This is a genomic window from Bradyrhizobium sp. SZCCHNR1053 (genome assembly GCF_032381235.1).
In the GTDB taxonomy this organism is placed as follows: domain Bacteria; phylum Pseudomonadota; class Alphaproteobacteria; order Rhizobiales; family Xanthobacteraceae; genus Bradyrhizobium.
The window spans coordinates 633583-646610 of the sequence record NZ_JAUHJM010000003.1 but is presented as its reverse complement, the minus strand read 5'-3'; the positions used below and the strand labels follow the sequence as shown (position 1 = coordinate 646610).

The window sequence follows — 13028 nt, the reverse complement described above, 5'->3', positions numbered from 1 at the left end:
GATGCAGTCATGGCTCGAAATTGCACCGCGCCGAGCCCTCTCACCCCCCTAATTCGGATTCTTGCCCAGCCTCGACGGGTCGGAAGCGCGCTTCCCTGCGCTCCGGCAAACCGGAAGGAACCAGGTCGATTGCCGATAAAGTTCAAGCCCTGCCTCAGTCAGCCATTCACTTCCGGGATAATGTTCACTTCCGGGACAATGATCCGACGCCGCACCACGCAGGTCGCAGTGCGAGCCGCTCTGGTGGTCGCCACGTAGCGCTCAACCGGCTTACGACGCCATCGTCTGGATGAGCGCCGTGTCGGCGAACTCTATTAGTTCGACGATCTTCCCATCCTGAATTCTGAAGAGGTCGAGTATCTCGGTTTCCCGCGTCATATTCGTCGGACAGCTTCGCACGGTGAGGCGGGAACGCACGGCCACGCGATCGTTGTCCACCAGTTCGGTCAGGATATTTCGCTGCGCGAACTCGAACGTATCGATGAGCTTGGCCAAGCCCTCCTTGACTTGGGGGTGACCACACATGCACCCCAACATTTTGGTGGCGTTCCGGTCGCCAGCCAGTGTGAACACCACGTCCGGATGACACTCTGCCATCAGGTCGTCCAACGCCCCCGTGTCGCGCGCCTTGTATGCGCGCCTGACCTGCTCGAGGAGTACTTCGCGATTTTCCATCGGCACCTCCCAAAGTTCAGCACGAAGACCTTAGCTGCTCATTGATCTACTTGCAATTGAGTCAATCGAATACTTCGCCTTCAACTGTGCTCGCTTACCTCGGAGAGATGGAGCGAGCATGGGCCAGCTAGCCGAAGGCGTAGCCCGCCGCGCTTCCTCTGATTGAAGCCGCTGCCGTTCTTGACTTCCGCCATCGATCCAGCCAGTTCTATCTGCTCAGGTGCCGGCTCGACCATGGTCACGCAGTTCGGCTCCTCATTCGCGAAGCCTCTGCATAGTTCGTTGTTTTTCACCAAATCCATTCGGAGCAAGAATATGAAATCTGTCGTTGCGACGTTGTTTGCCGCGGCCCTGATGCTGTCGTCCGCGCCGGCGTCGGCCGTCGTTCTCGATCTCTCCACCATGAGCTGCAAGCAGTTCGTCGAGAGCGGCGACGACGGTATCAAGATGGTGCTGATCTGGCTCGACGGCTGGTACAAGGGCGACCAGGACGAGGCGATCTTCGACACCGAGGTATTCGTCGAGAACGCCAAGAAGTTCGGCAAGTACTGCGCCGAGCATCCGACGGTCAGCATCGTCACCGCGGCGGAGAAGATCCTCGGCAAATAGGCAAATAGGATGGCTGCGGATCGTCAGCGCGCAGGCGAATGAACACGCTTTCCGCCCGCACGCCACCGCAGGTGACTTTGCGGCTGCTCGGCCCCTCTCTTCGTCTAGACCCCGAGCCACTCCAGCCCGCCCGGCAGTTCGTCCGCGGCAAAATCGATCTGCAGCACCCGGCGATGGCCGGGCTGGGTTGAGGGCTCCGAAGCGTGCAGGATCGGCGTCGCGTAGAGCCAGATGTCACCGACGTCGGCGCAGCACGTCGCCGTGCCACAACGCGCGACCGTCGCGGCCACATCGCCTTCCGGAATGCGACCGAGGCGGTGCGAGCCTGGAGCGATCAGCAGCGGCGCGTTGCCGTCCGGCACGACGTCGAGATGGACGCGCAGGGTGACCATGCGCGCGAGCACCTCATAGGGCGGCGCGACGTGTTGCAGGCCCCCCTTGATGGTCCAGGGCCCGAACCCGGTGACCTCGATGCGCTCGCGGACGACGATGGTGCGGTCCTGATGCCAGGGCACGGCCCAGTTCGACGCGGCCGTCTTGTCGAAATAGACCGCCCGCACCGGGCGAGTGGCGTCACCGAGAACCGCGGCAGCGGCGGCGCCGACCGGTCCGGCATTGGCGAGGAACGGCCTGAGCGCCGCGACGCCGTGCAGCCGGCTGCCCGCCTGCTCCGGTGCGTGGCCGGACAGCGCCTCGAAGAGAGCGCGCAGGGCGGACGCATCGAGCGCGGCCGCGATGTGCAGCGCACCCGTTTCCGCGACGAGTGAGGCTTGCTGGGGAGAGAGTGCGACGGTCATGCATGAGGGAGACTAGAGCGCGGCGCCGGTGCTTGGCAATCACTCTCCCCGCTCTTCGCTATCAATCCGAACTTGCGCCGGGAGAGCAAGAGAGGCGCGAAGGTGATCCGCAACGTCTCGGTGTGCCACCCTGCGACAGAAGACTATACCGCGGACGGCGCGGCTGGCCGCAAGTTTCGATGACCCCGCATGAAGACCGCAGCATCCGGACACACTCAGACGCAACTCATTGCGCCAGCTTGGCGCGGAGGCTGCGTTGAAGAAGCGTGCCGCGCCCCGTGCGGCACCCGCCCTTTCTTCATGCGAGAGTCCCATGTCGATCAGCTCCGTCACGACGCCCCTCGCGGCGCCTTCGTCGCAAACCACCTCGGCCACATCATCCACCTCGGCGACGAGCTCGGCTGACAGCACGTCGGAAAGCTCCTCCGGCAGCGGCGGCTCGTCGTCGGGCAAGACCGTCGTCAGCGAGGTCTCGATCACGCTCGACGGCGTCACCACCACGACGATCACCTATTCCGACGGTTCGACCGAGGTGACCAAGACTGCCGCCAGCTCGGACGGCAGCAGCAAGGGCGCGCAGACCTACAACGCGCAAGGCGCGACCAACAGCGCCGTGAGCAACGGCGTCTCGGGCAGCGCGGGCACGGCGAGCTCGACCGTGACGACCTGAGACCTCGCAGGACGCGCGACGCGCCTTCGCTCAGATGCCGTCTCGACCGGAGGCGTAGGTTCCGAAGCCGGAACCGTTCGATCTCTCAACACTGTCAGGGCGGCACGGGGGACAGGCCATTCCGCCCGGCGACGGTTGCAGGCGATGCTCAACCGTCACGTCCGGTGACACCGCGAAGCCACACTGCGCTGACGATGTCACGCGCGTGTCATTGTTAATTTGCGCCCTCGCTCCGAGTCACGCCTGTTAGCAGGCAGCTGCGACAATGGGGAGGATGTCGATGTTGCGGGGTGTGATCGGCGCGGGGATTCTGATCCTGGCGATGGGGTCCGAGGTGCAGGCGGCCAACGAGGCCGGTCCTGAGACCCGGATGTCCTGTTCGGAGGTGCGCTACTACGTGGAGAAATACACGGCCGAGGTGGCCGAGATGTATGCGCGCAGCCGCGGCGCCACCGATGCGCAGATCAGCCGGGCGCGGCGCTGCCTGTCGACGAACCATTTCCGCAGGGCGGAGCGGGTGCACAGCTATACGGAGTAAGCGGGCGAAAGATTCGCAAGGGATGGCTCTCGTCCGGCCATGATCGCCTGTGGTTATGGATTCCGGGCTCCCGCGCGCTGCGTCGAACGGCTGCGCCGTTCGCGCGTGAATGCCAGGCAATGACGGCCGGGGAGAGAGCGGCGCATCGCAAGATGCAGAGCATATCGGCCGAAGGCGTGACGCTCGCCCCCTCCTTCAGGGCACACGCGGCGCCCTGAAAATGGTCATCATACCCCGCGCAGGCGGGGTATCCAGTACGCCGCGGCGTCTCGACTGAAGTCGACCGTTTCGGAGTACTCGATCGCCCGCCTGCGCGGGCGATGACAGTTGTTGTGACGCAATGTCTGCGCTGCGCTCCACGGTGGCGTCTGCGCGCCACGGCGGCCTGCATGGCGCAAGCACCGCGCAGGTCCCGCTCCCCGCCTCACGCCTGCTCGATCGCGGCCGGCATCTTGGCGACCGACATCAAGGAGCGCGCGACCTGATTGAGGAGCTGATCGGCATTCTCCTCCTCGGCCAGCGACTTCGACAGCAGCGCGACGACGGCGCTGTGGCGGAGCTGGGAGGCGAGATTGCGCGCGGTCGTGTAGCCCGACATCTCGTAGTGCTCGACGCGCTGCGCGGCGCCGATCAGCGCGAGATCGGCGGCGGCGTCCTCCTTGTCCTCGGCCTGGGTCATGATCTCCTGGCCCTCCTCGATGAGGCCCATCATGCCCTTGCAGGGCTTTGCCCGCGGCGTCTTGCCGAGCAGCTCGAAGCATTCGTTGATGCGCTCGATCTGCGCTTCGGTCTCGACCAGATGCTGCTCGAACAATTCGCGCAGCTGATCGAAGCGCGCGGCCTCGGCCATCTTCGGCAGCGCCTTGGTGAGCTGCTTCTCGGCATGGAGGATGTCGCGCAGCTCGTCCATCAGCAGATCGCTCAGGCCGGATTCGTCGGCCGGCGGCGAGCTTTCGGTGACGATCGACGACGCCGCGCCGGGCTCACCGGCTTGGATCGCCGGCGACTCCGTGAAGACCCAGTCGCCGCCCTCGTTCCAGGGGCCGCGGGTATCGATCTCGCCATGATCGCCGGAGCCCGTGGAATCGTTGAAGAACTGGTCGACCAGGCCCAGCGTCGGCGCGAGCCGGCCGATGCTGAAGGCCGGCTTGCCCATGCTCTCCAGCGCCGCCGCGAACGCCTTCATGTGGGTGATCTCGCGCGTCATCAGGAACTGCAGCGCGTCCTTGGTGCCGGCATCGTCGGTGAAATTGATCAGCCGCTCGTAGACGATCTTGGCGCGCGCCTCGGCGGCGATGTTGCTGCGCAGGTCGACGTCGAGCTCGCCGGTGATCTTCAGATAATCGGCGGTCCAGGCATTGCCTTGCGAGTTGAACAGGTTCACACCGCCACCGCCGGCAATCGCGATCAAGGGATCGGCCTCGGCGGCCTCGCGATCGAACTTCGACGGCTTCAGATGCAGACGCGCCAGGGTGCCGACGACCTCGAGATGGCTGAGCTCCTCGGTGCCGATGTCCATCAACAGGTCCTTGCGGTCGGGATCCTCGCAGTTGAGGCCCTGGATCGAGTACTGCATGGCGGCGGCGAGCTCGCCATTGGCGCCGCCGAACTGCTCGAGCAGCATGTTGCCGAAGCGCGGATCGGGCTCGTCGACACGAACCGTGAACATCAGCTTCTTGACGTGGTGATACATCGGGGGCCTCGGAGCGTTGGAGGGGACGCAGTCATGTCCGAACGGCCCGACCACATGGTTGTTCCTTACCTCTCGCCCCGGAACCCGAGCGCCGGCTGCCTGCGCCGGTCGCTTCTTATGCACACTGTCGCACTATAGGCGGGCGCAGACGACACCCCGGCAACGGACCTGTGGGACCGGCGCGCGCAAGCATCTGCGCCGGCTACCGCCATACATCCTGTTGGCAGCTCGACGACTGCCTCTTGCTAAGCTTTTCCCTGCTCGCCTAAGCTGTTCCGCTGGAGAGTGACATGTTGATGCGAACACCGGCCAGGGAGAAGCCAGGTCTCGGCGCGCGAGTCCGCCGGGTCATCGCGCGACTCCGCGACCACGCATCGTCATTCACGTCATCATCGCCCGCGAATGGGGCGACACTGCGGAAGCCGTCCTACGTTGTCGACGATGAGCCTGACGACAGCAACATGGACGTCGCGCTGGCGGCGCTGATCGATCAGATCGAACGTCCGGCGCGCACGCCGCCACCACGGTTTCCGAGTCTCGCGCGCGTCACGTCATCGCGTCAGGCGCCGCACATCCCGGTGTACGAGCGGCCACCCTATTTCGACGTCGCGCCGCGCCCCGTCGAGGTCGAGCCGCGGCGGATGGCCTATGATGAACCCGTCGAGCGCATCGTGCCCGAGGACGAACTGTCGGAACTGCGCAAGGATCTGATGAGCGCGATCTCGGCGCGGCTCGGATCGCCGGAGGACCATCTGGCGACGATCAGGACCCTGCTGAGGTCGGTGAAGTAATGTGGGGCCGCAGCAATATCGGCAAGACGGTCGAGGAGCTGACCGATCATCTGCGGCTGGTCGATCACGTGCGCGCGCTGCAGGACGGCCAGAAGGAGATCGCCGAGGCGATCAGGGCGGTCAACAACCGCCTGACCTCGATCGAGGCCGAGTTCAGGGTGCTCAAGGCGGAGACCCAGCGCGACGCGTTGCGCGAGGTGCAGCATGCCGTGCAGGGCGTTCAGGGCTCCGTGCATGACGAGCTGACCCGCATGGCGACGCGGCTGATCGTGCTCGAGCAGGCACTGCGGCGCGAGGCTGTCCGACAGCAGGCATCGCCGGCCGCCGGCCCGCGCCCGCCGGCTGCCCCGCCCCGCCCGGACGGATCACGCTGAGGCGCGACAACTGGACCGCGGCAGACTCAGCGCAACTTTGCCGAGCGGCTTGCAATCTCGATGATGACGCTGCCGCTCTTGGCGTAACCGTCCGGCACAAAGGCTTCACCCGGTGCGAGTTCGCGCATGTCCTCCGCGTCCTTCGGCTTCGGAAAGCCCTTGGCGCAGGCCGTGCTGATCGTCTCGCGATCGGCGTAGCTGACGGCGGCGACCACGCTGCCGGGGGTTGGCCCGGCCGCGAGCTTCGACAGGCCGAAATATTTGAGCTGCTCCGAACAGCTAACGATGTTGGTCAGGTAGGCTCCCGTCGTGTCCTCGGCCTGCAGCAGAAAATCGTAGGACATCTCGACGGACCCGGCGCGGGCACTGGCGAAGCCGACGCGCGCCACGCCGGTCTCGACCACCCCCTGCCCCATATGCCCGGTCAGGCAGACGAGCACGTCCTGCGCTTCGTCCCTGGCGGTGGAGATGACGCATTCATTCACCTGCATGCCCGGCTGGAAGCCGCGAAATTTGTAGGCGCCGCCGACCTGCTCGAACACGACGGCGCCGCCGAAATCGGTCGCGTGCGGCTCGCAGCCGCTGCCATAGCTCACGACCAGCAGCGGATTGCTGGAGGCCAGGAAACGTCCCTGCTGCCGCTCCGGCTTCAGGGTGACGTCACAGCGGCGCCCCTCGGAGTCGGGATAGGATCTGGCGCGCTTGCAGGTGGTGCCCGCGATCGCGCCGGACGCGCAGAACAGCGACAGCAGCGCGCGGTTGGTGGCGGCAGCCTCAGCGATCCCCGGGAAGGCGTGACAGAGCAGCAGCAGCGACAGCAGCACTGAAAAGACCTTGGTCATCGAATTGCCTTGCAAAAGATCGCAGTTCTGCGCGGGACGATAGCGGACACCGATGCTGTTGCAAACCACTCGTAAACCACGGCGAGTATCATGGCGAGCGCTCGCCTGCGATCACGCCCGCATTCCCTCCGCGACCAATGACCGCTTCAGCCCTTGGCGCGACCAGCGGATGATGTAGGCTGCGGCGAGATGCAGGACTGGACAAATTGATCGGCGGCAACGCAGCGGCCGGCGCACACGCATGAGGGGCCCATGACCGACCATCTGATCGTGACCGACGAGGGCGAGACGCGGACGATCAAGCTCAGGCGCCCGGAGAAGAAGAACGCGATCACCCAGGCCATGTATCTCGGCATGAGCGATGCGATCGACACCGCGCAGAACAATCCGCTGGTGCGATGCATCATCATCACCGGCGGCTCTGGCGTGTTCACGGCCGGCAACGACCTCGAGGACTTCCTGCATGCGGGGTCGGCCGGCAACGACGCCGCGCGCACCTCGGCGGCGACCAAGTTCCTGTATTCGCTGGCGCATAACGTCAAGCCGATCATCGCCGCGGTCGACGGCGTCGCGATCGGCATCGGCACGACGATGCTGTTCCATTGCGATTACGTGCTGGCCTCCACCACGGCGACGTTCTCGACGCCCTTCATCCATCTCGGCCTGGTGCCCGAGGGCGCCTCGAGCCTGTTGATGCCGCAGACCATGGGCTATCAGCGGGCGTTCGCGATGCTGGTGATGGGGCGCACCATGACGGCGACGGATGCGCAGATCGCCGGCTTCGTCAACACGGTGGTGGCGCCGGGCCACACCGAGGTCGAGGCGCACAAGGTGGCGCGCGACATCTGCCGGCTGCCGGCCGAGGCGGTGGCGATCGGGCGCAAGCTGATCCGCACCGCGCCGGACGAATTGACCCGGCGCATCGACCAGGAGGCCTATCTGTTCGCCGAGCGCATGACCTCCGAGGAGGCGGTCAGCGCGTTCAAGGCGTTCCTATCGCGCAAGAAGAAGAAATGAGCGAGGCCGCGGCGGGCGCGCATGGCGCAGTTTGATGTCATCGTGATCGGCTGCGGCGCGGTCGGCAGCGCCGCCGTGCTGCATCTTGCCAAGGCCGGGAGGCGCGTGCTGGGCATCGACCGCTTCCAGCCGCCGCACCGCTTCGGCTCGACCCATGGCGAGACCCGCATCACCCGTGCGGCGATCGGCGAAGGCGTCGACTACACGCCGCTGGCGCAGCGCTCGCACGCGATCTGGCGCGCGCTGGAGCGAGAAACCAGCACGCGGCTGTTCGAACAATGCGGCTGCCTGTTCATTCCGAGCCAGCACGGCGGCGAGGTCCACGGCGTCAGCAGCGCGCAGTTCTTCAGCAACATCGAAACCGCGGCGCGGCTGCACGGCGTCGACGGCGAGACGCTTTCCGCGGAGCGGTTGCGCGCGGATTATCCGGCCTTTGCCACCGCGCCCGGCGATCGCGCCTTTCTCGATCGAGAAGGCGGCTATCTCCTGGTCGAGGACTGCGTGCGCACCGAGCTCGCGGTCGCCGCGCGCCATGGCGCCGAGTTGCTGACCGGCCGGCGCGTGACAGCGTTTCGCCGTGCCGCGGGCGCCCTCACCGTGACCATGGACGACGACACGACGGCGTCGGCCGACAAATTGATCGTCACCACCGGACCATGGATCACCGAGATGATCGCGCCGCTGCGCCGCCGCGTCCACATCACCCGGCAGGTGCTGTACTGGTTCGAGCTCCTGTCCAATCCGCAGCATTTTGGACCGGGCACGCCGGTGTTCATCTGGGACGTCACCGGCCGCGGCCGCGCGGCCTCCGACATCTATGGCTTTCCCTGGCTGGGCTCGCAGGACAATGGCGTGAAGATCGCAAATGAAGTGATGACCGGCGAGACCGATCCCGACGACGTGGCGCGCGAGGTGACCGCGGACGAAATCGCCGCGACCTATGAGACCTATGTCCGCCCCTTCGTGCCGGATCTCGGCCCGCGCTGCCTGCGCAGCGAGGTCTGCCTCTATACCAACGCGCCGGGCGGCCGCTTCGTCATCGACCACGATCCGGGTGACGCCGACGTGATCTACGCCTCGGCCTGCTCGGGCCACGGCTTCAAGCATTCGCCGGCCGTCGGCGAGGCGCTCGCGGCGATGGCCCGGGGCGAGACGCCGTGCGTCGACCTCTCCGGCTTCACACTGGACCGGCTCGCCGCCGCCGATCCAGCATAGCGGACGCCGCAACTACTTTGCGGACTGCAGCGCAGCCGTCTGCTTGGCGAGGCCTTCGTTGAACTGCGTCTCGAGCTTGTCGAGATAGGCGTTGAATTCACCCGGCTTGACGAACGGGTTGGGCGCGCCGTCGGCAATCTTCGCTCGCTTTCCGGCCATGTCGTACATCTCCGGATGCGGCGCCAGCAGGATGTCGGGATGCGCCGTCTTGGCCCAGGCGAAGGTCTTCTTGTAATCGTCGACGATGCCCGGATAGGTGGGACGGCCGACCAGCCGGTTCAGCGCCACGGTGGCGCTGCAGAAGAAGATCAGGCTGCGGGTGGCGTCGCCATCCTTCACGTCGGCCGTCCAGCTGGTGCAGCCCGGCGAATGGCCCGGCGTCTCGTGCGCCGTCAAGGTGACGCCGCCGAGCGTGACGGTGTCGCCCTCGCGCACGGCGCGGTCGACCTTGACCGGCGGGAAGCCGAGATAGCGCTCCTCCTCGCGGCCCGGATAGAAGCCGCCTTCCAGCAGCGGCACGTCCTTGGCGCCCGCCACCATCTGCGCCCCGGTCTCCTGCTTGATTTGCGCCAGCCCGCCGGTGTGGTCGATATGGGCGTGGGTGTTGAGGATGTATTTGATGTCGGCGACCTTGAAGCCGAGCTTGCCGATGCTGGCCTCGATCTGTGCGGTCGATTCCGGCATCACGGTATCGATCAGGATGTGGCCCTGCGGTGTGGTGATCAGGTAGGAGGCGAGCCCGTTGGTGCCGACGTAATAGACGTTGTCGATCACCTTGAACGGCTCGGTCGGCTTATTCCACGCCGCGACCATCTGCTTCATCAGGTCCGGCAGCGATTGCGCTGCAGCGGAGCCGGCCACGAGCGACAGTGTGGCGGCGAGCAGCATCATTCTTTTCATTCCGGCCTCCCGATGTATTGTTGTTATGAAATCATTTTATGTCATTGCGACCGCGGCGGGGCAATCGCGCTTCGTCCCGCGGCCCCTGCATCACACGTGACCCTGCCATGAGCCGTCTCTCCCGCTTCGCCCTCGCCTGCCTGCTGACCGGTGCCGCCGTTGCCAGCATCGCCGGCCCGCCGGCATCGGCCGAGGACGAGCCGGTGGCGTTGCGCATCCTCGCCATCAACGACTTCCACGGCAATCTGAAGCCGCCCTCCTCCGGCATCCGCGTCGCCGATCCCGCCGATCCAACCAAGACCACCGTCGTTCCTGCCGGCGGCGCCGAGCACATGGCGAGCCTCGTCAAGCTGCTCGCCGACGGCCAGCCCAACACGATCTTCGTCGCCGCCGGCGACCTGATCGGCGCGAGCCCGTTCCTGTCGGCGATGTTCCACGACGAGCCGACCATCGAATCGATGTCTCAGATGGGACTCGCGCTGTCGGCGGTCGGCAACCACGAGTTCGACGAGGGCAAGGCCGAGCTGTTGCGGATGCAGAACGGCGGCTGCCATCCGACCGATGGCTGCGGCGGGCCGCAGCCGTTCACCGGCGCCAAATTCCATTATCTCGCGGCGTCGACATTCCTCGCCGGCACCGACAAGACGGTGTTTCCGCCCTATGAGATCCGCACCTTCGAGGACATCCCGGTCGCCTTCATCGGGCTGACGTTGAAAGGGACCGCCGGCATCATCTCGCCGGCGAGCGCGGCCGGCCTCGACTTCCGCAACGAGGCCGAGAGCGTCAACGCGCTGATCCCGGAATTGAAGGCCAAGGGCGTGCAGGCGATCGTCGTGCTGATCCACGAGGGCGGCTGGCCCTCGGGCGGCATGAACGAATGCCCCGGACTGTCCGGACCGATCGTCGACATCGTCAAGGAGCTCGACAGCGCCGTCGACATCGTCATCTCCGGCCATACCCATCAGGCCTATGTCTGCACCATCGACAAGCGGCTCGTCACCTCGGGCGACAAGTTCGGCACGCTGGTGACGGCGATCGACGTCAAGCTCGACCGCACCACGCGCGACGTGATCAGCGCCACCGCGACGAACATCGTCGTCGACACCACCCTGCCGAAGGATCCGGCGCAGACCGCGCTGATCGACGCCTATGAGAAGCTCGCGGCGCCTTACGCCAACCGCCCCGCCGGCGTGCTCGCCGCGACACTGTCGCGGCTGCCGAACGCCTCCGGCGAGAGCGTGCTCGGCGACGTCATCGCCGATGCCCAGCTCGCAGCGACAGCCGCGGCGGACAAGGGAAGCGCGGTCATCGCGATGACCAATCCCGGCGGCATCCGGACCGATCTCGTTCGCCGCGACGGCGGCGCGGTGACCTATGCCGACGTGTTCGCGAGCCAGCCGTTTCGCAACCAGCTGACGACGGTCACCCTGACCGGCGCCGAGATCAAGGCCGCGCTGGAGCAGCAATGGCTCGACCCGGCGCGGCCGCGCATCCTGCAGGTCTCCAGCGGCTTCTCCTATGCCTTCGATGCGAAACAATCCGCGGGCGCTCGGATCGACGCCGCCAGCATGATGCTGGACGGCAAGGCCATCGACCTCGCCGCGTCCTACCGGGTCACCATCAACAACTACCTTGCGCTCGGCGGCGACGGCTTCACCGCATTCAAGAGCGGCCGCGATCCGATCACGGGACCCTATGACGACGAGGCGCTGTTCGCCTATCTCAAGTCCAACAGCCCGCTGGCCCCGCCGCCGCGCGGCCGCATCGTCAACAAGGCTTCGTGACGCCTGCCGCGCCCGCCGGAAAGCCGGTCATATCGCCCGCGGGGCTCTTTCCGAGGCTGCGTTCAGCGCATAGATTGGGCACTCCCGCAACGCGCGAGTGGCAGAGCCCTGATGTCGACGCTGTATCTCTCTCATGAAGCCTGCCTCGATCACGCCACGCCGTCCGGCCACCCAGAGCGCGCCGACCGCCTGCGGGCGGTCGAGGAGGCCCTGACCGAGGAGCGCTTCGCCCTGCTCGACCGCGACGAGGCCCCGGAGGCCGATATCGAGCTGGCCCTGCTCTGCCACAACGAGCACTACGTCACCGAGCTGCGCCAGATGGCGCCGACCTCGGGCATCATCTATCTCGACGGCGACACCTCGATGTCGCCGGGCACCTGGGAAGCCGTGATGCGCGGCGTCGGCGGCGCCGTCGCGGCAACCGAATCCGTGATGTCCGGCCGCCACCGCAACGCCTTCGTAGCGGTGCGTCCGCCCGGGCACCATGCCGAGATCGCGAAGCCGATGGGCTTCTGCTTCTTCGACAATGTCGCGATTGCCGCCCGCTATGCCCAGCGCACCTTCGGCATCGAGCGCGCCGCCATCGTCGACTTCGACGTCCACCACGGCAACGGCACCCAGGACATCTTCTGGGCCGACAAGAGCGTGATGTACTGCTCGACCCACCAGATGCCGCTGTTCCCGGGCACCGGTGCCCGCGGCGAGCGGGGCGAGCACGACACCATCGTCAACGCGCCGCTGGCCTCCGAGGACGGCAGCCTCGAGTTCCGCTCCGCCTTCGAAAACCTGATCCTGCCGCAGCTCACCAAGTTCAGCCCCGAGCTCGTGATGATCTCGGCCGGCTTCGACGCCCATTACCGCGACCCGTTGGCGTCGCTGAACCTGCGGGCGGAGGATTTCGGCTGGGTCACCCGCAAGCTGATGGATCTCGCCGACAAATCCGCCGGCGGGCGGGTCGTTTCGGTCCTGGAAGGCGGCTATGACCTTCAGGGGCTTAAAGAATCCGTCTCAGCCCACGTTGCGGCCCTGACTGGGGCGTGATCCCCAGGTTCCAGCCGATCCCACCCCCGGCGGGGCCTGACATGGCCGCGACCGGGGTGTAAAAGCACGGCCCCGGAGTTGA

14 protein-coding genes are annotated in these 13028 nt (G+C 66.2%); 9 read left to right on the top strand and 5 right to left on the bottom strand.

Features of this window, described 5'->3' with window-relative positions; genetic code table 11:
• Positions 1-270: 270 nt before the first annotated feature.
• A complete protein-coding gene (locus QX051_RS12170) occupies positions 271-675 on the bottom strand; it encodes a nuclear transport factor 2 family protein (RefSeq protein ID WP_315740864.1) in 405 nt (134 codons plus the stop codon).
• Positions 676-990: 315 nt separating this feature from the next.
• On the opposite strand from QX051_RS12170, the gene QX051_RS12165 reads away from it, so the two are divergent.
• Positions 991-1284, top strand: coding sequence for an HdeA/HdeB family chaperone (locus tag QX051_RS12165; protein ID WP_315740865.1), 294 nt, complete (start codon positions 991-993; stop codon positions 1282-1284).
• 104 nt (positions 1285-1388) lie between these two features.
• Here the strand turns inward: QX051_RS12165 and QX051_RS12160 are convergent, their stop codons facing one another.
• Entirely contained in the window at positions 1389-2081 is a 693-nt protein-coding gene (locus tag QX051_RS12160; RefSeq protein ID WP_315776242.1) for a phytanoyl-CoA dioxygenase family protein, read from the bottom strand.
• Between the two features lie 313 nt (positions 2082-2394).
• Here QX051_RS12160 and QX051_RS12155 point away from each other — a divergent pair, with 313 nt between their 5' ends.
• Together QX051_RS12155 and QX051_RS12150 are read left to right on the top strand one after the other, a co-directional pair.
• Entirely contained in the window at positions 2395-2751 is a 357-nt protein-coding gene (locus QX051_RS12155; protein WP_315776241.1) for a hypothetical protein, read from the top strand.
• Positions 2752-3031: 280 nt separating this feature from the next.
• Positions 3032-3289 carry a hypothetical protein gene (locus QX051_RS12150; protein WP_315740867.1) on the top strand — a complete coding sequence of 86 codons (258 nt, stop codon included), beginning with the start codon at positions 3032-3034 and terminating at the stop codon, positions 3287-3289.
• A 424-nt stretch (positions 3290-3713) separates the two neighbouring features.
• On the opposite strand, the gene QX051_RS12145 is transcribed toward QX051_RS12150, so the two are convergent.
• Positions 3714-4982 carry a DUF892 family protein gene (locus QX051_RS12145; RefSeq protein WP_315776240.1) on the bottom strand — a complete coding sequence of 423 codons (1269 nt, stop codon included), beginning with the start codon at positions 4980-4982 and terminating at the stop codon, positions 3714-3716.
• Between the two features lie 461 nt (positions 4983-5443).
• Between QX051_RS12145 and QX051_RS12140 the strand changes: the two genes are divergently transcribed.
• A complete protein-coding gene (locus QX051_RS12140; RefSeq protein ID WP_315776239.1) occupies positions 5444-5773 on the top strand; it encodes a hypothetical protein in 330 nt (109 codons plus the stop codon).
• Positions 5773-6147 carry a hypothetical protein gene (locus tag QX051_RS12135; protein ID WP_315772929.1) on the top strand — a complete coding sequence of 125 codons (375 nt, stop codon included), beginning with the start codon at positions 5773-5775 and terminating at the stop codon, positions 6145-6147. Before QX051_RS12140 ends, QX051_RS12135 begins: the two co-directional genes overlap by 1 nt.
• A gap of 26 nt (positions 6148-6173) precedes the next feature.
• On the opposite strand, the gene QX051_RS12130 is transcribed toward QX051_RS12135, so the two are convergent.
• Positions 6174-6989 carry a hypothetical protein gene (locus QX051_RS12130; RefSeq protein ID WP_315776238.1) on the bottom strand — a complete coding sequence of 272 codons (816 nt, stop codon included), beginning with the start codon at positions 6987-6989 and terminating at the stop codon, positions 6174-6176.
• Positions 6990-7241: 252 nt separating this feature from the next.
• Between QX051_RS12130 and QX051_RS12125 the strand changes: the two genes are divergently transcribed.
• Together QX051_RS12125 and solA are read left to right on the top strand one after the other, a co-directional pair.
• A complete protein-coding gene (locus tag QX051_RS12125; RefSeq protein WP_315758028.1) occupies positions 7242-8006 on the top strand; it encodes a crotonase/enoyl-CoA hydratase family protein in 765 nt (254 codons plus the stop codon).
• A gap of 21 nt (positions 8007-8027) precedes the next feature.
• Entirely contained in the window at positions 8028-9221 is a 1194-nt protein-coding gene (solA, locus tag QX051_RS12120; protein ID WP_315776237.1) for an N-methyl-L-tryptophan oxidase, read from the top strand.
• 12 nt (positions 9222-9233) lie between these two features.
• Here solA and bla read toward each other — a convergent pair whose 3' ends face one another.
• Positions 9234-10121: a subclass B3 metallo-beta-lactamase gene (gene bla, locus QX051_RS12115; RefSeq protein WP_315776236.1), complete on the bottom strand. Its 888-nt coding sequence runs from the start codon at positions 10119-10121 to the stop codon at positions 9234-9236.
• A 107-nt stretch (positions 10122-10228) separates the two neighbouring features.
• Here bla and QX051_RS12110 point away from each other — a divergent pair, with 107 nt between their 5' ends.
• Together QX051_RS12110 and QX051_RS12105 are read left to right on the top strand one after the other, a co-directional pair.
• Entirely contained in the window at positions 10229-11905 is a 1677-nt protein-coding gene (locus QX051_RS12110) for a bifunctional metallophosphatase/5'-nucleotidase (protein ID WP_315776235.1), read from the top strand.
• A 111-nt stretch (positions 11906-12016) separates the two neighbouring features.
• Positions 12017-12946: a histone deacetylase family protein gene (locus tag QX051_RS12105; RefSeq protein WP_315740876.1), complete on the top strand. Its 930-nt coding sequence runs from the start codon at positions 12017-12019 to the stop codon at positions 12944-12946.
• The last annotated feature ends 82 nt before the right edge of the window (positions 12947-13028 follow it).